This is a genomic window from Micromonospora sp. WMMD710, assembly GCF_029626045.1.
GTDB lineage: Bacteria > Actinomycetota > Actinomycetes > Mycobacteriales > Micromonosporaceae > Micromonospora.
Genome location: NZ_JARUBD010000001.1, coordinates 3,483,053 through 3,504,902, shown reverse-complemented (window position 1 = coordinate 3,504,902; position 21,850 = coordinate 3,483,053). Strand labels below are relative to the sequence as shown.

17 protein-coding genes are annotated in these 21,850 nt (G+C 71.0%); 11 read left to right on the top strand and 6 right to left on the bottom strand.

Going from position 1 to position 21,850, the window contains the following annotated elements:
• Window positions 1-16 precede the first annotated feature (16 nt).
• Window positions 17-925, bottom strand: coding sequence for an alpha/beta hydrolase (locus tag O7620_RS16095; RefSeq protein WP_225854622.1), 909 nt, complete (start codon window positions 923-925; stop codon window positions 17-19).
• A gap of 220 nt (window positions 926-1,145) precedes the next feature.
• Between O7620_RS16095 and miaB the strand changes: the two genes are divergently transcribed.
• Window positions 1,146-2,624 carry a tRNA (N6-isopentenyl adenosine(37)-C2)-methylthiotransferase MiaB gene (gene miaB / locus O7620_RS16090; protein ID WP_278123656.1) on the top strand — a complete coding sequence of 493 codons (1,479 nt, stop codon included), beginning with the start codon at window positions 1,146-1,148 and terminating at the stop codon, window positions 2,622-2,624.
• 44 nt (window positions 2,625-2,668) lie between these two features.
• Here the strand turns inward: miaB and O7620_RS16085 are convergent, their stop codons facing one another.
• The 3 genes from O7620_RS16085 to O7620_RS16075 all read right to left on the bottom strand — a co-directional run bounded on the left by O7620_RS16085 (window position 2,669) and on the right by O7620_RS16075 (window position 6,808).
• The gene (locus O7620_RS16085) at window positions 2,669-2,866 is read right to left on the bottom strand and encodes a hypothetical protein (protein WP_278123655.1); all 198 of its coding nucleotides are present in this window, start codon (window positions 2,864-2,866) and stop codon (window positions 2,669-2,671) included.
• A 117-nt stretch (window positions 2,867-2,983) separates the two neighbouring features.
• The gene (locus O7620_RS16080; RefSeq protein WP_151491165.1) at window positions 2,984-4,570 is read right to left on the bottom strand and encodes a cellulase family glycosylhydrolase; all 1,587 of its coding nucleotides are present in this window, start codon (window positions 4,568-4,570) and stop codon (window positions 2,984-2,986) included.
• A gap of 1,029 nt (window positions 4,571-5,599) precedes the next feature.
• The gene (locus O7620_RS16075) at window positions 5,600-6,808 is read right to left on the bottom strand and encodes a DUF349 domain-containing protein (RefSeq protein ID WP_278123654.1); all 1,209 of its coding nucleotides are present in this window, start codon (window positions 6,806-6,808) and stop codon (window positions 5,600-5,602) included.
• A 150-nt stretch (window positions 6,809-6,958) separates the two neighbouring features.
• On the opposite strand from O7620_RS16075, the gene O7620_RS16070 reads away from it, so the two are divergent.
• The 3 genes from O7620_RS16070 to dapF are packed head-to-tail and all read left to right on the top strand — an operon-like array spanning window position 6,959 to window position 9,493.
• A complete protein-coding gene (locus O7620_RS16070) occupies window positions 6,959-7,726 on the top strand; it encodes a class III extradiol dioxygenase subunit B-like domain-containing protein (RefSeq protein ID WP_278123653.1) in 768 nt (255 codons plus the stop codon).
• Complete coding sequence (miaA, locus tag O7620_RS16065) at window positions 7,723-8,634, top strand: tRNA (adenosine(37)-N6)-dimethylallyltransferase MiaA (protein ID WP_347403769.1); 912 nt, start codon at window positions 7,723-7,725, stop codon at window positions 8,632-8,634. Before O7620_RS16070 ends, miaA begins: the two co-directional genes overlap by 4 nt.
• 7 nt (window positions 8,635-8,641) lie before the next feature.
• Window positions 8,642-9,493: a diaminopimelate epimerase gene (gene dapF, locus O7620_RS16060; RefSeq protein ID WP_151491762.1), complete on the top strand. Its 852-nt coding sequence runs from the start codon at window positions 8,642-8,644 to the stop codon at window positions 9,491-9,493.
• A 195-nt stretch (window positions 9,494-9,688) separates the two neighbouring features.
• Here the strand turns inward: dapF and O7620_RS16055 are convergent, their stop codons facing one another.
• Window positions 9,689-11,155 carry an NAD-dependent malic enzyme gene (locus O7620_RS16055; protein WP_151491761.1) on the bottom strand — a complete coding sequence of 489 codons (1,467 nt, stop codon included), beginning with the start codon at window positions 11,153-11,155 and terminating at the stop codon, window positions 9,689-9,691.
• A gap of 181 nt (window positions 11,156-11,336) precedes the next feature.
• On the opposite strand from O7620_RS16055, the gene hflX reads away from it, so the two are divergent.
• Window positions 11,337-12,791 (top strand): GTPase HflX, encoded by a 1,455-nt coding sequence (gene hflX / locus O7620_RS16050; protein ID WP_278123651.1) that lies wholly within the window; start codon window positions 11,337-11,339, stop codon window positions 12,789-12,791.
• A 50-nt stretch (window positions 12,792-12,841) separates the two neighbouring features.
• Window positions 12,842-14,494 (top strand): hypothetical protein, encoded by a 1,653-nt coding sequence (locus tag O7620_RS16045; protein ID WP_278123650.1) that lies wholly within the window; start codon window positions 12,842-12,844, stop codon window positions 14,492-14,494.
• 62 nt (window positions 14,495-14,556) lie between these two features.
• Here O7620_RS16045 and lexA read toward each other — a convergent pair whose 3' ends face one another.
• Window positions 14,557-15,342: a transcriptional repressor LexA gene (lexA, locus tag O7620_RS16040; RefSeq protein WP_203177784.1), complete on the bottom strand. Its 786-nt coding sequence runs from the start codon at window positions 15,340-15,342 to the stop codon at window positions 14,557-14,559.
• 539 nt (window positions 15,343-15,881) lie between these two features.
• On the opposite strand from lexA, the gene nrdR reads away from it, so the two are divergent.
• From nrdR to O7620_RS16015, 5 genes are all read left to right on the top strand, one after another.
• Window positions 15,882-16,382: a transcriptional regulator NrdR gene (gene nrdR / locus O7620_RS16035; RefSeq protein ID WP_278123649.1), complete on the top strand. Its 501-nt coding sequence runs from the start codon at window positions 15,882-15,884 to the stop codon at window positions 16,380-16,382.
• Window positions 16,383-16,414: 32 nt separating this feature from the next.
• Window positions 16,415-19,321, top strand: coding sequence for a vitamin B12-dependent ribonucleotide reductase (locus O7620_RS16030; protein WP_278123648.1), 2,907 nt, complete (start codon window positions 16,415-16,417; stop codon window positions 19,319-19,321).
• Window positions 19,322-19,556: 235 nt separating this feature from the next.
• The gene (locus tag O7620_RS16025; protein WP_278123647.1) at window positions 19,557-19,703 is read left to right on the top strand and encodes a hypothetical protein; all 147 of its coding nucleotides are present in this window, start codon (window positions 19,557-19,559) and stop codon (window positions 19,701-19,703) included.
• A gap of 95 nt (window positions 19,704-19,798) precedes the next feature.
• Complete coding sequence (locus O7620_RS16020) at window positions 19,799-20,911, top strand: tyrosine-type recombinase/integrase (RefSeq protein WP_278123646.1); 1,113 nt, start codon at window positions 19,799-19,801, stop codon at window positions 20,909-20,911.
• Entirely contained in the window at window positions 20,908-21,231 is a 324-nt protein-coding gene (locus tag O7620_RS16015) for a helix-turn-helix transcriptional regulator (RefSeq protein ID WP_278123645.1), read from the top strand. The genes O7620_RS16020 and O7620_RS16015 overlap by 4 nt, the downstream gene beginning before the upstream one ends.
• Window positions 21,232-21,850: the final 619 nt, after the last annotated feature.

The window sequence follows — 21,850 nt, the reverse complement described above, 5'->3', positions numbered from 1 at the left end:
GCCACCGCGGCTCGTTTCAGGGTCGCGGACTGGCCGCGAGTTCCGGTGTGGCCAGCCAGGCCAGGGTCTGCGGCAGGATCTCCATGGCGCCGAAGTGCGCGGCACCGGGTTGCACCTGGACCTCGGCGCTCGGGATCCGCGAGGCCAGCCAGCGGGAATGCTCCACCGGGGAAAACCTGTCCTGCTCACCGTGCCAGAGCCGGACCGGCGCGCGGATGGCACCGAGGTCGAAGCCCCAGCCTCGTCGTATCGCCAGGACGTCGTCGATCCAGCCGTCAGGACCGTGCCGGAGCGCCTCGGCGTACATGTCGGTCAGCAGCCGGCGGATCGCGACGTCGTCGACGACCCGGATGTCCGCCTCGGGCAACTGGGGTCGGAGGAACTCCAGCAGCGTCATCGGATCCCGCTGCGCCTCCTCCGCACGGACCTTCAGGTTCAGCGTGAGTTCGGTCAGGTCCTCGTCGGCCTGCCCGAAGTCCTCGACGTTGGTCTCCGACATGCCGGCGTACCAGTCCAGGTCGGGTGCGCCGGCCGGGGCGAGCCCCACCAGCACGGCGGCGCGGGTGACCCGGTCCGGCAACAGCGCGGCGCAGGCCAGGGCGTGCGGTCCGCCACCGGAGCGACCCACCACCGCGAACCGCTCGATGCCCAGGTCGTCGGCGATTGCCGCCACGTCGGCCGCGGCGTCGGCCACCCGCCGACCCTCGTGTCGTGTCGAGTCTCCGTAACCGGGTCGGTCGTAGCAGACGAGGTGCACGCCGAGGCGGTAGACGACGATGCCGCGGGGTCGAGGGCCGCTGCGGCTGCCCGGGGTGCCGTGCAGAAGGAAGACCGCAGGACCGTCCGGCGCGCCGGAGGTCTCCACCGCGAGGTGACGCCCGTCCGGGGTGGCGACGGAGCGCTGTGCCGCGTGTTGTCGCGTCACGGTTGGCCTCCCGCGGGTCGTCATGTTCTCCCCCGTGAACGGAGCCGCCCGACGGCGGCGTCGAGTGCAAAGCCCCCGAAACCGCCCAGAACACATCCTTGCTGTGCAGCGTACTGCCCGACGTGTGCCCCCGCTATGGGCCGCCGGGTCAATGCCGGTCTCCATGCCCCACCCGGCGGGCCGCTACCCTGGTAGCCCGAGGGGAAGGGGCGCCAACAGGGTGGCTAGGACCTACAACGTCGTGACGTACGGCTGCCAGATGAACGTGCACGACTCCGAACGCATCTCCGGCCTGCTGGAGCAGGCGGGGTACGTGCGCGCACCCGGCGGCGACGAGACCCCGGACGTGGTGGTCTTCAACACCTGCGCCGTGCGGGAGAACGCGGACAACCGGCTCTACGGCAACCTCGGTCGTCTGCGTCCGGTGAAGGACAAGCACCAGGGCATGCAGATAGCCGTCGGTGGCTGCCTCGCCCAGAAGGATCGCGGCGAGATCGTCCGCAAGGCGCCCTGGGTGGACGTCGTCTTCGGTACGCACAACATCGGTTCGCTGCCGGTGCTGCTGGAACGGGCCCGGCACAACGCCGCCGCCGAGGTGGAGATCCTCGAGTCGCTGGACGTGTTCCCGTCCACGCTGCCGACCCGCCGCGAGTCGACGTACGCCGGCTGGGTGTCGATCTCGGTGGGCTGCAACAACACCTGCACGTTCTGCATCGTGCCCTCGCTGCGCGGCAAGGAGAGGGACCGCCGCCCCGGCGACATCCTCTCCGAGGTGCGCGCCCTGGTCGACGAGGGCGTACTGGAGGTGACGCTGCTCGGGCAGAACGTCAACTCCTACGGCGTCGAGTTCGGCGACCGGTACGCGTTCGGCAAGCTGCTGCGCGCGACCGGTGACATCGACGGGCTGGAGCGGGTCCGGTTCACCAGCCCGCACCCGAAGGACTTCACCGACGACGTGATCGCCGCGATGGCCGAGACGCCGAACGTCTGCCACTCGCTGCACATGCCGCTGCAGTCCGGCTCCGACGACGTGCTCCGCGCGATGCGCCGGTCGTACCGCTCCGAGCGTTACCTGGGCATCATCGAGAAGGTGCGGGCGGCGATGCCGGACGCGGCGATCACCACGGACATCATCGTCGGGTTCCCCGGCGAGACGGAGGCCGACTTCCAGCGCACCCTGGACGTCGTGCGGGAGGCCCGCTTCTCCTCGGCCTTCACGTTCCAGTACTCGAAGCGCCCCGGCACCCCCGCCGCGACGATGGACGGCCAGCTGCCCAAGCAGGTCGTGCAGGAACGCTACGAGCGGCTGATCGCGACCGTCGAGGAGATCACCTGGGCGGAGAACAAGCGTCTGGTGGGGGAGACCGTCGAGGTGCTGGTCGCCATCGGCGAGGGCCGCAAGGACGAGCGGACCGGGCGGATGTCCGGCCGGGCCCGTGACGGTCGGCTCGTGCACTTCGACGCCGGCGGCTTCGCGGGGTCGATCCGGCCCGGCGACATCGTGCACACCGCCATCACGTACGCCGCCCCGCATCACCTCAACGCCGACGGGGCGCCCCTGTCGCACCGTCGCACCCGTGCCGGCGACGCCGCCGAGGCGGGACGCTCCCCGCGTACCCCCGGGGTGTTGCTCGGTCTGCCGACGATCGGCGCACCGCCGGTCGCGCCCGCGCCCACCGGAGCCTGCGCCGCCCACTGACCGGGCGGGGTCCGCCGGCACGGCGGACCCCGACCGGCTCACGGTCAGACCGTGATCCGACCCGCGCCGGCACCGCCCGTCACGATGGACTTGACGGAGCTCGCGGTGTCGAGCCGGTACGGGTAGGCGACCTGGCAGCCGGCCGCCGCCTGGGTGGTGACGGCGGTCAGCAGGCTGGCGGTGACGAGGGTGGCTGCGGCGGTGCTGACGACCAGCGTCATCCGACGCCGTGGTGTGCGCATGCAGCTTCCTATCGAGGAGGCGGACGGACCGTCGCGGCGCCCATGCCCGTGGGCGTGTAAATGCCGGGACGGCCGGTGCCCCCGTGTGGCGGCGCCGGCCGTCCCGACAGCGCGGACTCAGCAGCCGGTGCCGTTCAGCTTCACCGTTGCGGGGGCGCTGGCGGTGCCGTTGGCGGTGAAGCCCACGGTGACCGACCCGCCCGCCGCCAGGGACGGGGCGTGACCCGGTGCCGCCGCGGTGACCGTCGTGCCGGACTGCGTGACGGTGGCGTTCCAGCCGCTGCCCAACGTCACTCCGGACGGCCACGTCCAGGTCACCGACCACGGGTTCACCGCGGCCGAACCCGTGTTCTTCACGGTCACCTCACCCTGGAAGCCGCCCTGCCAGGCGTTGACCTGCCGGTAGGTGGCGGTGCAGGCGCCGGTGGGCGGGCTGGTCGGCCCACCCGTCGGCCCCCCGGTCGGGCCGGTGCCACCGGACGGCGCGATCAGGTACGGCTGAAGGATCGCCTGCTTGGTCGTGTTGATGGTCGTCCAGTCGTCCAGCGCGATGCCGCCGGTGTCACCCGAGTTCGGATTCCACGACCAGTAGGTGAAGGACATTCCGGTTACCCCGGTGCCGGTGTACGCCATCAACCTCTCCAACCACACCCGGTCCTTCGGGTCGGCCAGCGTGCTGCCGAACTCACCCATCATGATCGGGGCGATGTTCTGCTTGTAGAGGTAACCCCAGTACTTGTCCCAGATGGCCGGCATGTTCGCCGGGTAGTCCGGCGCGTCGAACCACGTCTGCCGGTACACCGACGTGGCGTACTCGTGCGGTGAGTAGACCAACCGGTTCGCCACGCTCAGTCGTACCGGGAACGCACCGGCCTTCGACAGGTTGCCGCCCCACCAACCGCAGTCCTCGTCGTTGCTGGGGTCGTTGTCCCACACGTTGGAGAGGCCGCCGCTGGGGCAGCTCACCCCCTCCACGAAGATCAACCAGTTGGGCTGGACACCGAGGATCGCGTTACCGGCCCGCTCGGCGGCGAGCCGCCAGTCCCGCGCCGTGTCGCCGCAACCCCAGCACGCGCCGGTGGCCGCCGGATTGGTGCCCTCGGCATGCGGCTCGTTGTGCAGATCGGCGCCGATCACCGTCGGATTGCCCGCGTACCGCTGGGCGAGCATCTTCCAGTCGTTGATCCAGGTCGCCTCGGAAACCGTCGCCGTGTACCACAGCGGCGACTGCCCGGCCGCCGTCGGCCGGTGCCGGTCCAGGATGATCCGCATCCCCTTGCTGCCGGCGTAGTCGATCACCTTGTCCAGGATCTGCAACGGCGAGAGCCCGACCAGGTCAGGGTTGACGAAGTCGTTGACCCCACTGGCGGTCGCGCCCGGCTTCAGCGCGTCATTCGAGTACGGCACGCGCAACGTGTTGTAACCCAACCGGGCCATCGTGTCGAGCTGCCCCCGCCACGGGTTGCTCGACCACAACCCGTGGAAGGTCTTGTTGTCGGTCTCCATGCCGAACCAGTTGATGCCGGTCAACCGGACCGTGGCACCGGTGCTGTCCACGATCTGGTTGCCACTGGTGTGCAGATAGCCGGTACCGGTGCCAGCGGCCACGGCCGGACTGGTGCTGACGGTCGCGGCGATGAACACGCCGGCCGCGACGGTGGCGAGCGCGGTCAACGCGCCGCCAAGAGCTGTGGGACGGAACATTCGAGCTCCAATTCGGAGGCCCGGCGCCATCGGAGGACGACGCCGGCGGGCCGCCGTCCGCACGCCACGGCCCCTCAGGGGTACGCGGACAGTGCGCGACGGTCCATGTCACGCGGACGTGGTCACTCGCGAACGCTCACCGGCGACCCTCGACAGCGGTGTTCCGCCGTCGTCGCCCTCGTGCCGGTGGCCCTACCTGGCTCCGCCGCCCATTCTCATCAGCCCACCTCAATGCGTCAACCTGCCACCCATCCACCGCCCTCCGTGCTGGCCGTCGTCCGTGCTGGCCGTCGTCCGTGCTGGCTGTCGTCCGTGCTGGCCGTCCTGCGCGCTGGCCGCCCTCCGTGCTGGCCGTCCTGCGCGCTGGCCCCCGTGGGCCCGTCTGCACGCCGCCTGCCGCGCCGGCGCGTGCACCCGGCCCGGCAAGATCACGCTCGATCCTGGATGTAGTGGTCATGAGGCGTCGGGATGCCACTACATCCAGGATCGAGCACGACCTTGACAGGCGGAGGCCCCAACCTCCGCTCCCGGTCGGTCGGTGATGACGCCCCCGTCAAGATCCGCGCAACTTCCCGGATGTTGCTGCCTCCAGCGCGCCGGAGGCAGCAATATCCCCGATGTTGCGCGGATCTTCCTCACCGACCTTGGCGCACCCCAAGATCCCCCTCGATCCTGGATGTAGTGGCATCCGTCGACGCCGAGACCACTACTTCATGGATCGAGCGCGATCTTGCGGCGCGGCGCGGGCGCGGCGTGGGGGTGCGGCGTGCGTGGGGGTGCGGCGTGCGTGGGGGTGCGGCGCGCGTGGGGGCGCGGCGCGCGTGGGGGTGCGGCGCGGCGTGGGGGTGCGGCGCGCGGACGACACGGCGCGTGTGGGGGTGCGGCGCGCGTGGACGGCGCGCGGGGACGGCGCGACGTGGGGAGCGGCGCGCGGGTAGGGAGACGGGTGTGGGGCACGCGGGGCGACGGCCTGGACGTGCGGGAACCCCGGTCCCTGGCGAGGGACCGGGGTTCCCGGACGACGTCAGCTCAGCCGGCCTGCTCGGCGAGCTGGAGGAACTGCCGCTTGGCGGCGAGCGCCTGCTCGGCCTCCTTGATCCGGCGGGCGTCCCCGGCGTTCTGCGCCCGGGCCAGCCGGTCCTCGGCCTCGGCCACCTGCGCCCGCATCTGGGCGAGCAGCGGGTTGTCCTCCTTGGTGGTGCGGCGCCACGCCGAGTCCATCACCTCGCGGACCTTGTCGTCGATGACGCGCAGCCGGCGCTCCAGTCCGGCGGCGGCCTCCCGGGGCACCCGGCCGGCCTCGTGCCACTGGGCCTGGATCTCCCGCAGCTTGGCCTGTGCGCCCTTCGGGTCGGCGTCGATGTCCAAGGCCTCCGCCTCGGCGATCAGGGCCTGCTTGCGCTCCAGGTTGCCGCGCTGCTCGTTGTCCCGGGCGGAGAAGACCTCACTGCGCCGGCTGAAGAAGGCGTCCTGGGCGCCCCGGAACCGTTCCCAGAGCTTCTGCTCGGCCTCCTTGGAGGCGCGCGGCGCGGCCTTCCACTGCGTCATCAGCTCCTTGAGCTGGTTGGCGGTGGCCGCCCACTCGGTGGAGTCCTTCAGCTTCTCCGCCTCGGCGACCAGCTCCTCCTTGGCCGTCTGCGCCTGCTTGCGCTGGGCGTCGAGGGAGGCGAAGTGGGCGCCGCGGCGGCGGGTGAAGCCGTCCCGGGCGGCGGCGAACCGCTTCCACAGCTCACCGTCGGCCTTCTTGTCGACCCCGCGAATGGTCTTCCACTCGTCGAGGATCTCCTTGAGCCGGTCTCCGGCGGTCTTCCAGCCGGTGGATTCGGCGGCGAGCTTCTCGGCCTCCTCGACCAGCGCGGTCTTGCGGGCCAGGGCCTCGACGCGGGCGGCGTCGCGGGCGGCCCGCGCCTCGCCGGCCTTCTCCTCGGCGAGGGTGGCCAGCTTGTCCAGCCGCGCGGCCAGCGCGTCGATGTCGCCCACCACGTGGGCTTCGGGCAGCGTGGCGCGGATCCGCCGGATCGTGCTCAAGGAGTGCCCGGCGTCCGCCGCACCCGAGTTGAGCCGCGCCTCGGTCAGGTCCACCTCGGTGACCAGGTCGGCGAAGCGGCGTGCGAAGTGCGCGAGGCCCTCCTCCGGTGCTCCCGCCTGCCAGGATCCGACCACCCGCTCGCCCTCGGTGGTCTTGACGTACACGGTGCCGTCCGCGTCCACCCGTCCGAAGGCAGTCCAGTCGCTCATGTGCCCATCCTCGTTCTCCCGGCGTCGAGGGAACCGTCCCCCGTCGCCGCCACGGCGCAGCCAAGTTGCTTCCGGCATTGTCACAGGTCCAACCCGGTCCCCGTCGAGCGCCTATCGCCGACCGTGACCATACGGTGTCCTAGCGACCGAATGACCGGATCGGCGCGGAGACGCACCGGGGATTCCCGCTACGGTGGGCTAGTGCCACTGGTCGCCGCCGCCGTCTGCCCGCATCCGCCCCTGCTCGTGCCCGAGGTGGCTGGCGCCGCCGCGTCGGAGTTGGACGACCTGCGGGCGGCCTGCGACACCGCCGTCGCCCGGCTCGTCGCCGCCGACCCGGATGCCGTGGTCCTGGTGGGTGCCGGCCCGACGACCGGCCCGATCCAGTCCCCGGCGACCGGTTCCCTACAGCCGTGGGGCGTGGACCTGGATGTGCCGCTGATCCCCGGCCAGCCCGACCGGGGCGCGGTGCTGCCGTTGAGCCTGACCGTCGGCGCCTGGCTGCTGGCCCGGCGGGGCGTACGCACGCCGGTGTCCGCCGTGCAGGTGGCCGCCGACGCCGGCGCGGCCGAGGTGGGGGCGCTGGCCGAGCGGGTCAACGCGTCGGGTGCCCGGGTGGCGTTGCTGGCGCTCGGCGACGGGTCGGCCTGCCGCGGGCAGAAGTCCCCGGGGTACGACGATCCGCGCGCCGAGGCGTACGACCAGCGGGTTGCCTCGGCGTTGGCCGGGGCGGACCTGGACGTTCTGCTTGACCTCGACCCGGTGGTGTCCGCGGAGCTGAAGGCCGCCGGCCGGGCGGCCTGGCAGGTGCTGGCCGGCGCAGCCCGGTTGGGCGGCGGGAGCTGGCGCGGTGAGCTGTTGCACGACGCGGCCCCCTACGGTGTGGCGTACTTCGTGGCGTCGTGGGAGCGGATGTGAGCGGCACGGTCGTCGCGGTCGTCGGCCCGACGGCGGCGGGGAAGTCGGCGTTGAGCATCGCGTTGGCGCACGCCCTGAACGGTGAGGTGGTCAACGCCGACTCGATGCAGCTCTACCGGGGTCTGGACATCGGCACCGCCAAGCTGACCGTGGCTGAGCGGGACGGGGTGCCGCATCACCTGCTGGACATCTGGGAGGTCACCGAGCCGGCCAGCGTCGCGGAGTACCAGCGGCTGGCCCGCGCGGCGGTGGACGACATCCTGTCCCGGGGTCGGGTGCCGCTGCTGGTCGGCGGGTCCGGGCTGTACGTGCGGGCGGTGCTGGAGCACTTCGAGTTCCCCGGCACCGATCCGGCGCTGCGGGAGCGGCTGGAACGGGAGTTGGCCGAGGTGGGCACGGCGCCGCTGTACGCGCGGCTGCGGGCCGCCGACCCGGTCGCCGCCGAGGGCATCCTGCCCGGTAACGGCCGGCGGATTGTCCGGGCTCTGGAGGTGATCGAGCTGACCGGTGCGCCGTTCACGGCCTCGCTGCCACAGCCGACGCCGTACTACCCGTCGGTGCAGCTCGGCGTCGACCTGGACACCGGTCTGCTGGACGAGCGGATCGCGGCGCGGGTGGACCGGATGTGGGCCGACGGCCTGGTGGCGGAGACCCACGAGCTGGTGGGTCGGGGGCTGGCCGGGGGGCGGACGGCGAGCCGGGCACTCGGCTACCAGCAGGTGCTGCGGCTGCTGGCCGGCGAGCTGACCGAGGCGCAGGCGCACGACGAGACGGTCCGGGCCACGCGGCGGTTCGTCCGCCGGCAGCGGTCCTGGTTCCGGCGCGACCCGCGGATCCGCTGGCTGGACTCGGCCGCACCGGACCTGTTCGAGGCCGCCCTGCGCCTGGTGCCGGCCGAGACGCGATAATGGGGGCGTGGAGTTCTCCAAGGGCCACGGCACCGGCAACGACTTCGTCCTCCTTCCCGACCCGGACGGTCAGCTCGATCTGACCCCTGAGCTGGTCGCGGCGCTCTGCGACCGGCGGCGGGGTATCGGCGCGGACGGGGTGCTGCGGGTGGTTCGCGCGGCCAAGCATCCCGACGGCGCCGGGCTGGCCGGTGAGGCCGAGTGGTTCATGGACTACTGGAATGCCGACGGCTCGTTCGCCGAGATGTGTGGCAACGGTGCCCGGGTCTTCGTGCGCTATCTGCTCGACACCGGGCTGGCCACGCCCGCCGGCGCGGCGCTGCCGGTGGCGACCCGGGCCGGCGTCGTGCGCGCGCTGGTCGAGGGCGACGCCGTCTCCGTCGAGATGCGCCGCCCCCGGGTGTACGACGGCTCCACCGCCACCCTCGGCGGTCTGACCCTGCCCGGCACCGCCGTGGACGTCGGCAACCCGCACCTGGTGTGTGTCCTGCCGGCGGGCATCGAGCTGGCGGCGCTGGATCTGACCGCCGCGCCCGGGTTCGATCCGGAGGTCTTCCCGGCGGGCGTGAACGTGGAGTTCATCGTGGCCGGCGACCCGGTGGACGGCACCGACGGGCACAGTCTGATGCGGGTGTACGAGCGCGGCAGCGCCGAGACTTTGTCCTGCGGCACCGGTGCCTGCGCGGTGGCCGCGGTGGCGCTGCGCGACGTCGGCCGGGGCAGCGGAGTGGTCGCCGTCGACGTCCCCGGTGGTCGCCTCACGGTCACGGTGACGGCGGACTCCTGCTGGCTGTCCGGCCCCGCAGTCCTGGTGGCAACCGGCGAGGTCGACCTCTCCGCCCTGCCCGCCGCCGTCTGACGCCGAGCTGATCCAGACGCCAGGGCCGCCGCCGGTCCGTTGTGGTGGTCCTTTGCTCTGCTTCACCCCGCGCAACGCCCGGTGTCCGATCATCGGACACTCGCCGTTGCGTGGGGTGACGCAGAGCAAAGCGGGGGAGACGACCCCACCGAGGGTCGCCTCCCTGCTCCCGGCGTCACACCGCCGGACCACTCGTCAGGGCGTCGCGCTGGCGTTGGCGGCGATCTCGGGGAGGTCGGACGGGCCCGGGTCGGCTGCCGGCAGCGGGCTGGGGTTGTGCGCGGCGGCGCGGACGGCGGCGGCGACCGCCGGGGCGACCCGGGAATCGAAGACGCTCGGCACGATCACCGTCGGGTTGATCTTGTCTTCGCCGACCACGTCGGCGATGGCCCGGGCGGCCGCGATGGCCATCTCCTCGGTGAACTCCTCGGCGTGCGCGTCCAGCATCCCGCGGAACACCCCGGGGAACGCGAGCACGTTGTTGATCTGGTTCGGCTGGTCCGAGCGACCGGTGGCGACCACGGCGGCGTACTTGCGCGCCTCCCGCGGGTCGACCTCCGGGTCGGGGTTGGCCAGCGCGAACACGATCGAGTCCTTGGCCATCTGCGCGATGTCGTCGCCGGTGAGCAGGTTCGGCGCGCTGACCCCGATGAACACGTCGGCGCCCCGGATGGCACCGGGCAGGTCGCCGGAGTAGTTCTCCTTGTTGGTGTTCTCCGCGAGCCACTGCCACGCCGAGTTGAGCCCGGTGAGCCCGCGGTGCAGGGCGCCCTCCCGGTCGTACGCGATGATGTCGCCGACGCCCTGGCGCAGCAGCAGCTTCATGATCGCGGTGCCGGCCGCGCCGGCGCCGGAGACGACCACCCGGACGTCCTCCAGCCGCTTGCCCACGACGCGCAGCGCGTTGGTCAGCGCGGCCAGCACGCAGATCGCGGTGCCGTGCTGGTCGTCGTGGAAGACCGGGATGTCCAGCGCCTCCCGCAACCGGGCCTCGATCTCGAAGCAGCGCGGCGCGGCGATGTCCTCCAGGTTGATTCCGCCGTACGCCGGCGCGATGGCCTTGACGATCTGCACGATCTCGTCGGTGTCCTGGGTGTCCAGGACCACCGGCCAGGCGTCCACCCCGCCGAAGCGCTTGAACAGGGCGGCCTTGCCCTCCATCACCGGCAGCGACGCGGCCGGGCCGAGGTTGCCCAGGCCGAGCACCGCCGAGCCGTCGCTGACGACCGCGACGGTGTTGCGCTTGATGGTGAGCCGGCGGGCGTCGGCCGGGTTCTCGGCGATCGCCATGCAGACCCGGGCCACCCCCGGGGTGTACGCCCGGGACAGCTCGTCGCGGTTGCGCAGCGCGACCTTCGAGGTCACCTCGATCTTGCCGCCGAGGTGCAGCAGGAACGTCCGGTCGGACACCTTGCGCACGTCCACGCCGTCGAGGGCGGTCAGCGCGTCGACCACTTGGTCGGCGTGGCCGGCGTCGGCGGTGTCGCAGGTCAGGTCGACGATCACGTGGGTCGGGTCCGAGTCCACCACGTCCAACGCCGTGACGATCGCTCCGGCCTCGCCGACCGACGTGGTGAGCCGGCCGATCGAGGAGGCGTCCGCGGTTACGGCGATCCGGATGGTGATCGAAAATCCGGCGCTCGGCAGTCGGGTGATGGCCACGGGATCCCTCCGTCACGGCTGTGCGGCCGTTCGGCCGCCCCGCATTTCTACCGGGTTGTCGAGCTCGACCGGTATTCGCCCCCACTTTTGGCGACCCTCGGCACGGGCATATAGCAGGTGCGTTCGGCGTTGCGTCATGTCAGGATTACGTTCTACTTATCAAAACGGACAGGAGAACCGCTTGCGAGACCAGGAGAGCTTTGTCCCCGTCGAGGACGAGCTCGACGACGTCACCACTGGCGAGATGGAGCTGTCGGAGCGGCAGTCCCTGCGACGCGTCCCGGGCCTGTCGACCGAGCTGACCGACGTCACCGAGGTGGAATACCGCCAGCTGCGGCTGGAGCGGGTCGTCCTGGTGGGTGTCTGGACCGAGGGCACGGTGACGGACGCGGAGAATTCGCTGACCGAGCTGGCCGCGCTCGCCGAGACCGCCGGTTCGCAGGTGCTCGAAGGGTTGATCCAGCGGCGTACGCGCCCCGACCCGGCCACCTACATCGGCCGGGGCAAGGTCGACGACCTCGGCGCGGTGGTGCTCTCCACCGGCGCCGACACGGTCATCTGCGACGGCGAGTTGTCCCCGTCGCAGCTGCGCAACCTGGAGCAGCGCACCAAGGTCAAGGTTGTCGACCGGACGGCGTTGATCCTCGACATCTTCGCTCAGCACGCCAAGAGCAAGGAAGGTAAGGCGCAGGTCGAGCTGGCCCAGCTCGAATACCTGCTGCCCCGACTGCGCGGATGGGGTGAGACGCTCTCCCGGCAGACCGGTGGTTCCGGCCGGGGCGGCGGCGCCGGTGGCGGCGTGGGTGTGCGTGGTCCCGGTGAGACCAAGCTGGAGACCGACCGGCGGCGGATCCGCCACCGCATCTCCCGGCTGCGCCGCGAGATCAAGAGCATGCGCACCGTACGTGTCACCAAGCGCGCCCGACGCACCCGCAACTCCGTTCCCGCCGTGGCCATCGCCGGCTACACCAACGCCGGTAAGTCCAGCCTGCTCAACCGGCTGACCGGCGCGGGCGTGCTGGTGGAGAACGCGCTGTTCGCGACGTTGGACCCGACCACCCGTAAGGCCACCGCCTCGGACGGGCGGCTCTACACCCTCTCCGACACGGTCGGCTTCGTCCGGCACCTTCCGCACCAGATCGTCGAGGCGTTCCGCTCGACGTTGGAGGAGGTCGCGGAGGCGGATCTGGTGGTGCACGTCGTCGACGGCACCCACCCGGATCCGGAGGAGCAGGTCCGGGCGGTGCACGAGGTGCTCGCCGAGGTGGGCGCCGACCGGCTGCCCGAGCTGCTGGTGGTCAACAAGACCGACGCGGCCGACGAGGACACGCTGCTGCGACTCAAGCGGCTCTGGCCGGATGCGATCTTCGTCTCGGCGCACTCCGGACGGGGCGTCGACGGCCTGCGCGCGGCCATCGAGGACCGGCTGCCGCAGCCGGCCGTCGAGGTCCGGGCGGTCCTGCCGTACGACCGGGGTGACCTGGTGTCCCGGGTGCACCGCACGGGTGAGGTGCTCAGCACGTCGCACCTGGCGGAGGGCACCCTGCTGCACGTTCGGGTCAGCGCGGAGTTGGCCGCCGAGTTGGCGCAGTACGACGTCGAGCGGCAGGGCCAGGCGGCCGGCAGCCGATCCTGAGCGGACACGGCGTCATCCAACGGAAACCCGCGGCATGCGACACTGGCCGAATGCGCCGCGTTGTTTCCTCGGTCACGGTTGCCCTCGGCCTGCTTGGGGCAACCGTGGCGCTCGCCGGAGTCGCCGTGGCGGCTCCCGCTCCCGGAGCGTCCGAGCCGCCCGCCGTCACCCCCGGTAAGAAGCAGTGCACGGTCGCCGACGAGCGGCTGCGCGAGCTGTCCGGTCTGGTGGCCACCAAGAGCGGGTTCGTCGTGATCAACGACGGCACCGAGGTCGACGCACGCAAGCGGGTCTTCTTCCTCGACACCAAGTGCAAGATCTCGAAGGATCCGGTCCGTTACTCGGGCCAGGGTCCGTTCGACACCGAGGACCTGGCGCTCTCTCCGAACGGCGCGACGCTGTGGATCGCCGACATCGGCGACAACGTCTCGTCGAAGGAACGCCGGAAGCGGGTCGCGCTCTGGTCGATGCCGGTCGGCGGCGGCAAGCAGCCGGTGTTGCACCGGGTCTCGTACCCGGAGGGCAAGCCGCACGACGCCGAGGCGCTGCTCATCGACAACGACAACAAGCCGCTGATCATCACGAAGGTGACCAGCGGTAAGGCGGAGATCTTCACCCCGTCGGCGGCCCTCAAGAGCGGCGACACCGACCCGGTGCCGCTGCGCAAGGTCGGCGACATCACGCTGCCCAAGACGCAGACGGACAACCCGCTCAACACGTTCGGGCGGGTCGCGATCACCGGCGCGGCCCGGTCGCCGGACGGCAGCCGGGTGGTCCTGCGTACCTATGCGGACGCGTTCGAGTTCGACGTGGCGGGCGGCGACATCGTCACGGCTCTCACCACCGGGAAGCCCCGCGTGACGCCCCTCGCCGATCCGTTCGGTGAGGCCATCAGCTATTCGCCGGACGGTAAGAGCTTCTTCACCGTCTCCGACGGCGGCCAGCTCGGCGAGGACGAGCCGATCGACATCCTCAGCTACGTCCCGTCCAGCTCGACGGCGGTGCCGGTGGCGGCCGAGGGGGGCGCCAAACCGGCCGCCGCCAAGTCGTGGACCGCCGGCCTGAGCTTCGACGACATCACGTACCTGGTCGGTGCGGTCGGTGTGCTCGGCCTGCTGCTGGTCGGTGCCGGCATCATCGGCATCGTCCGTGCCCGCCGCCGGCCGCCGGTCGCTGACCCGTCCGATCGATCGGATCCGGACGGTGGGCTGCGGGGTGGTCGTGCCGAGCCGGGCGGGGAACGTCCGGGTGGCGTCTACGGTGGCGGCGCGCCCGCCGGAGGCGCGGTCTACGGCGGCGGCGGGGCGTACGGCGGTGGCACGGGCCGTGGTGGCCCGGCCGCGGCACCCGGGGTGTACGGCGGTGGCCGTCCGGCCGCCGGCGACGGTGGCTACGGCGGTGCCCGTCCGGGCGGCGCCGGCGGTGGTGTCTACGGCGGCGCGCGTCCCCCGGCGGGTGGCGGTGGCCGTCCGGCGGGCGGCGGTGGCCGTCCCCCCGGTGGCGGCGGCGGTCGGCCCGGCGGTGGCGTGTACGGCGGCGGTGGTCAGCCGGGCGGGGGCCGGGCGGAGCCGCCTCGCCGTGGTGGGCCGGAGCCCGATTACCGGGGCCAGCGACCCGGCCGGCGACGTGACGAGGACGCGCCGGTCGACCCGTACGGGCAGTATCCCGGGGGCGGACGCGGCCACCGGGGCGACCGCTACTGACGGTGTGGCGTCGGGACGGCCGGTGCGGGTGAGCGCCGTGCGGCACTCACCCGCGGCACGGGTCAGATCCGGCGGAGCACCGCCACGACGCGGCCCATGATGGTGGCGTCGTCACCGGGGATCGGGTCGAAGGCCGGGTTCTGTGGCATCAGCCAGACGTGCCCGTCGCGGTGCCGGTAGGTCTTGACGGTCGCCTCGCCGTCGAGCATCGCGGCCACGATCTCGCCGGAGTCCGCGGTCGGCTGCTGGCGGACGACCACCCAGTCGCCGTCGCAGATCGCCGCGTCGAGCATCGAGTCACCCTTGACCTGGAGCATGAAGACCTCGCCCTCGCCCACCAACTCGCGGGGGAGCGGGAAGATGTCCTCCACGGCCTGCTCGGCGAGGATCGGCCCACCGGCGGCGATCCGGCCGAGCATCGGCACGTACGCCGGGGTCGGCCGCTGCGCGCGGGTCAGCTCGTCGTCGATGGCCTCGCTGGGGGCGCGGACGTCCACGGCCCGCGGCCGGTTGGGGTCGCGGCGCAGGAAGCCCTTCTTCTCCAGCTCCTTGAGCTGGTAGGCGACGCTGGACGGCGACACCAGGCCGACCGCCTCGCCGATCTCCCGCACGCTCGGCGGGTAGCCGTGCCGCTCGACCCAGGTGCGGATGAACTCCAGGATGCGGCGCTGGCGGGCGGTCAGGTCGACCGTCGCCGGGTCGGGGAAGGCGCTGACCACCGGGGTGACCGGGCGCACGGCGGGCTGACCCGTCCGGCTGCGCGCGGCGCTGCGGCGTCGGGTGGCCGGGGGGCCCGCCTCGGTGATGTGCTGCGGGCTCTTCGGCCGGCTGGCGCGGTCCTCGGTCACGTCCGTCCTCCCTGGTCGGCGCTGGGTGCCTCGTCGGCTCGTGGTGCGTGCGGTGGTGCCACGTTGTTCCTGACCGTATAGGTGAGATCGGTCATTTTCAAACATCTGTACGACCTCTCACCGGCGTGTCGGGGTGAAAAACCCCTCCGGTCGTACGGATGTTCTGATAAATGGTACGTCGGGTAGCACGCGTGTTCGATCGTCGACCGTTTTCCGGGGCCCTTCGAGCCGGGCGGCCGGTAACCCGGGCCGGGTGCCGACGTTGGGTCTTCCGGCGGCGGGATGGATCCCGATGACCGGATGGTCCGTGACGCGCCGGACACGCCGGCCAACTTGACCCGGGTTCTCCGGCGACATACGGTCAACCCCTAGATGTAGTAGTGACACGGGCGTAAGTTGCCTACAGGTTGGGTCCGACTACCGACCGCACTCCCGTAACGTTGATCACGGCGGGCGCCATGAGCGCATGGCACCGCCGTGGTGGGCCGTGCCCGGGTGCGTCCGGTACGACGTGGTTGATCATGATTGGGAGGTCCGCGATGCGGTGTCCGTACTGCCGGCACGCTGACTCTCGGGTGGTCGACTCGCGGGAGGCCGATGACGGCCAGCTCATCCGACGGCGACGGTCCTGCCCGGAGTGCGGCAAGCGGTTCACCACCGTCGAGGAGGCGGTCCTCGCGGTCGTCAAGCGCAGCGGGGTGACCGAGCCGTTCAGCCGTACGAAGATCATCGGCGGGGTGCGCAAGGCGTGCCAGGGCCGGCCGGTGGACGACGACTCACTCGCGCTGCTCGCGCAGCGGGTGGAGGAGACGGTCCGGGCCAAGGGCGCCGCCGAGATCCCCAGTCACGAGGTGGGCCTGGCGATCCTGGGCCCGCTGCGCGACCTGGACGAGATCGCCTACCTGCGGTTCGCCAGCGTCTACCGCTCCTTCGACTCGCTCGCCGACTTCGAGCGCGAGATCGAGACGTTGCGGGCCGCGGCGCGCGACCGGGAGCAGGGCCGGGCCGACGCGGTTGAGGCCGCCGGCCGTACCAGTTGACTTCACTGTTTTTCGAGAGATCAGGACGCGCGGTGGGGCACCGCGCAGACGAGGGGGGCGACGGCGTGACAACTAGCCGTTCACGGAACAAGGCAGGCGCGGGGCTGAAGATCGAGCGGGTGTGGACGACGGAGGGGGTCCACCCGTACGACGAGGTCAGCTGGGAGCGCCGTGACGTCGTGATGACGAACTGGCGGGACGGCTCGATCAACTTCGAGCAGCGTGGCGTGGAGTTCCCGCAGTCGTGGAGCGTCAACGCGGCGAACATCGTGACGACCAAGTACTTCCGGGGCGCGGTGGGGACCCCGGAGCGCGAGTGGTCGCTCAAGCAGCTGATCGACCGGGTGGTGACCACCTACCGCACCGCCGGTGAGGAGTACGGCTACTTCGCCAGCCCGGCGGACGCCGAGGTCTTCGCCCACGAGCTGACCTGGATGCTGCTCAACCAGGTGTTCAGCTTTAACTCGCCGGTCTGGTTCAACGTCGGTACGCCGTCGCCGCAGCAGGTCAGCGCCTGCTTCATCCTCTCGGTCGACGACTCGATGGACTCGATCCTCGACTGGTACAAGGAGGAGGGGCGGATCTTCCAGGGCGGCTCGGGGGCCGGGGTCAACCTCTCCCGGATCCGTTCCTCGAAGGAGCTGCTCTCCTCCGGCGGCACCGCCTCCGGCCCGGTCAGCTTCATGCGCGGCGCGGACGCCTCCGCCGGCACCATCAAGTCCGGTGGCGCCACCCGGCGCGCGGCCAAGATGGTCATCCTCGACGTGGACCACCCGGACATCGAGGAGTTCGTGGCGACCAAGGCGCGCGAGGAGGACAAGATCCGCGCGCTGCGGGACGCCGGGTTCGACATGGACCTCGGCGGCACCGACATCGTCAGCGTGCAGTACCAGAACGCCAACAACTCGGTCCGCGTCTCCGACGAGTTCATGACCGCCGTGCAGAACGGTGGCGGCTTCGACCTGCGGGGGCGGCTGGACGGCTCGGTGGTCGACACCATCGACGCGCAGAAGCTGTTCCGTACCATCTCCCAGGCCGCCTGGGAGTGCGCCGACCCCGGCCTGCAGTACGACGACACGATCAACGACTGGCACACCTGCCCGGAGACCGGGCGGATCACCGCGTCGAACCCGTGCTCGGAGTACCTGCACCTGGACAACTCGTCGTGCAACCTGGCCTCGCTGAACCTGATGAAGTTCCTCCGCGCCGACGGTGGCTTCGAGGTGGAGAAGTTCGTCAAGTCCGTCGAGTTCGTCATCACCGCGATGGACATCTCGATCTGCTTCGCCGACTTCCCGACCGAGAAGATCGGTGAGACCACCCGCGCCTACCGGCAGCTCGGCATCGGCTACGCCAACCTCGGCGCCCTGCTGATGGCCACCGGCCAGCCGTACGACTCGGAGCAGGGCCGCTCGGTCGCCGCCGCGATCACGTCCCTGATGACCGGCACCGCGTACCGCCGCTCCGCCGAGCTGGCCGGCGTCGTCGGCCCGTACGACGGCTACGCCCGCAACGCCGAGCCGCACAAGCGGGTCATGCGCAAGCACGCCGCCGCGAACGACGAGATCAAGCCGACCAGCCCGGTGGCCACCGCGATCGTCCGCGAGGCGACCAAGCAGTGGACCCAGGGCAACAAGATCGGTGACAAGTTCGGCTGGCGCAACTCGCAGGCCAGCGTGCTCGCGCCGACCGGCACCATCGGCTTCATGATGGACTGCGACACGACCGGCGTGGAGCCGGACCTGGCGCTGGTCAAGTTCAAGAAGCTGGTCGGCGGCGGCTCGATGCAGATCGTCAACCAGACGGTTCCGCGCGCCCTGCGCAGCCTCGGCTACCCCGAGGAGCAGGTCGAGGCGATCATCGAGCACATCGCCGACCACGGCCACGTGGTGGACGCGCCGGGCCTCAAGCCGGAGCACTACGCGGTCTTCGACTGCGCGATGGGTGAGCGGTCGATCGCCCCGATGGGCCATGTGCGGATGATGGCGGCCATCCAGCCGTTCGTCTCCGGTGCCATCTCCAAGACGGTCAACATGCCGGAGGCGGCCACCGTCGAGGACGTCGAGAAGATCTACTTCGAGGGCTGGAAGCTCGGCCTGAAGGCGCTGGCGATCTACCGGGACAACTGCAAGGTCGGCCAGCCGCTGTCGGTGGCGAAGTCCAACAAGGCCACCGAGCCGGCCGCCGTCGAGACCGCAGCCGCCGCGCCGGCCGCGGTGGAGAAGGTCATCGAGTACCGGCCGGTGCGCAAGCGCCTGCCGAAGAAGCGCACGTCCGAGACGGTCAGCTTCTCCGTCGGTGGCGCCGAGGGCTACCTCACCGCGTCGTCCTACCCGGACGACGGCCTCGGCGAGGTCTTCCTCAAGATGTCCAAGCAGGGCTCCACCCTGGCCGGCGTGATGGACGCCTTCTCGGTGGCCATCAGCATCGGCCTGCAGTACGGCGTGCCGCTGGAGACATTCGTCAGCAAGTTCACCAACATGCGCTTCGAGCCGGCCGGTATGACCGACGACCCGGACGTGCGGATGGCGGCCTCGGTGATGGACTACATCTTCCGTCGCCTGGCGTTGGACTTCCTGCCCTACGAGCGCCGCGCCGAGCTGGGCATCTTCACCGCCAGTGAGCGGGCCGCCCAGCTGCGGGCCGAGGCCGACGCGGAAGCCGCCGCCGTCACCGGTGCCGAGCTCAGCGCGATGGCGTCGTCCGCGCCGGTGGAGACGCCGGCCAAGTCGGAGGCTGTCGCCCAGCCGGCCCAGGAGATGGCCGACGTGGCCGCCGCCAAGCCGGCTCCGAGCGTGGGCTCCAGCACCGAACTGCTGGAGGCCGTCATCGGCAAGGCCGCCGACGCGCCGCTCTGCTTCACCTGCGGCACGAAGATGCGCCCCGCCGGCAGCTGCTACGTCTGCGAGGGCTGCGGCTCCACCAGCGGCTGCAGCTGAAACTGGGCGGAGTTGCATCTGATGCAACGCCGAATCGCTCGATGGTGACGTGGGCTCGGGCTGGCGTTCTGCGATGTTGGTCGTGGGACGCCGGCCGAGCCTGAAAGACAGCGACCGCCCGAGCCGGTAGGGGATCGGGCGGTCGCTGCGGCAGGGGCGTGGTGTCCGCTGCGCCTAGGAACCAGCATGACACCACATCTCGGGCCGCAGGACAACTGCGGAGGAGGTGGAGGATATGGCTCGAAACACCCGGCAGACGGGTGCCAAGGCGGCTTCGGCTGCTGCCAAGGTGCTCGCGAACCCGAAGTCGTCGAAGGCGGACAAGACGGCTGCGGCCAGCGCGCTGTCTCAGACGCCGTCGAAGTCCAGCAAGCGCAAGTAGCTTGAGGTCTGCCCAGGTCCTACCGCCTGGGCAGTACGGCGCAGCCGTAACGCCTTCATCAATGTTGCGTTGGATGCAACGTGACGCAACCGAAGGTGGATCTGCCCGGGGCCGCCCATCTGATGCTCGCTGACGGGGTGGCGCATCTTGATCCGGCCCGGGCGGTGTTCGAGGCGATGATTGAGGGCTGGGCTCGGCAGCAGCGGGTGAGGTTCCTCAAGTCGGACACGATCGAGAGTCGCGTTGACGTGGTCCGGCGGCTGGCGTTGTTCAGCAACCAGCACCCGTGGCAGTGGCGGGCGGGGGAGGTCGAGGCGTTCATCGACCAGCTGTGTTCGGGGGCGAGGCCGATCGCCGCGTCGACCGCTCGCGGCTACGTGGGTGCGCTTCGTATGTTCCTGGATTACCTGGTTGATGCCCGCTATGGCTGGACGAGCTTGTGCGTGGAGCGATTCGGTGAGGCCCCGCAGCAGGTGCTGGGTGAGTGGAACACGATCGCGCACGTCACGGAGTACGAGGGCCGGCCGGGCCGCCGCCCGTTGAGCTACGACGAGGTGCAGGCGTTGTTCGATGCCGCCGACGGCCGTGCGGATGAGATCCGGGCACGGCGCCGCAAGGGCGTGTTGACCGCGCAGCGTGACTCCGCGCTACTCAAGACGGTCTACGCGTTCGGCTTGCGTCGGCGGGAGGCGTGGGGCTTGGACGTGACCGATTTGCGGCATAACCCCAGGGCGAAGCAGTTCGGCCGTTGCGGTGGCCTGTTCGTGAGGTGGGGCAAGTCGTCGAAGGGCAGCGCGCCGAAACGGCGCACGGTGTTGCTGGTGCCGGAGATGGACTGGGTGACGTCGGTGCTCGTGCAGTGGCTGGAGGAGATCCGGCCGCTGCTGTCGCCGGGGAACCATCCGGCGCTGTGGGTGACCGAGCGGCGTGGTCGGGTGTCGAAGCGTTCGATCAACGAGGCGTTCGAGAAGGCCCGGGAGGACGCGGGTCTCGACCCTGTCCTCGATCTGCATTGCCTGCGCCATTCCTACGTGACGCATCTGGTGGAGTTCGACTATCCGGAGCGGTTCGTGCAGGAGCAGGTTGGCCACTCCTACGCGTCAACCACGGCGATCTACACCGGTGTGTCCGACGAGTACCGCAATCGACTACTCACGCGAGCGTTGCGGGACCGGCACGCCGAGTTGTGGGAGGGGCCGCAGCGGTGATCAGGAAGATGGGGATCGTCTGGCATCTGCGGATTCGGATGGCAGCCAAGGGGATGTTCCACACGTCGGACCTGCAGCCGCTGCTGGCCGAGCGGGGCGTGCACCTGTCTCGTGAGCAGGTCTACCGACTGGTCACCCAGGAACCACAACGACTGTCGATGGACACGCTCGCGGCTCTGTGCGACATCCTCGACTGCCAACCCAACGACCTCATTGAGGTGCAGGTGGTCCACGCCGAGGTGCGCAAGACCGCGGACCAGTCTCGCCGCGCCGCCCCTGCGGTCCGCCGCAGCACAATCCGCCGCCCGGAGCTGTCATGAGCCGCAACCGCGAAGACGTCGCGCATGTCCGCGACCGGCTTGTGGCCCGAGTCGTCGCGGCGGTTCCCGGCGCGGATGCGGCGCTGGTTCAGGCGGGTGTCGGCGATCAACCCCGCGGGTGGCGGCTACTGGACGCCTATCTTGACGAGCATCCCGACGCTCTGGCTCATCCGGGTGGAGATGTTCCGGTCATGCTGGTGCGGCTGGCCCATGCGCTGGTTGCCGCTGGCCACGACGGCGTGCGTTTGCCACGCTGCGCTCGGTGCGACCAGCCCAAGGTCGGTCTTGGCCGCCGAGACGGGAGCGGGCGGCGGATCTGCGGCGCATGCGCGGCGGCACTGCGCGTCGGTCCGTGCGCCCGGTGCGGGCAAGTCCGCCGGCTGCAGGGTCGCCGTGACGAGGGCGTTATCTGCACCGCCTGCTACGAGAAGGCCCGATGCCGGAAGTGCGGCGGCTGTGGCCGGACCCGCAGGACGGTCGCGTGGGCAGCAGACGGTAGTTCCCGTTGTCAGGGATGTCACCCGCGGCCGGCCCGCACGTGTTCCTCGTGCGGAGCGCAACGGCCAGCGAGCGCCATCACCGCCGATGGGCCGGTCTGCACCTCGTGCTACCGGGCACC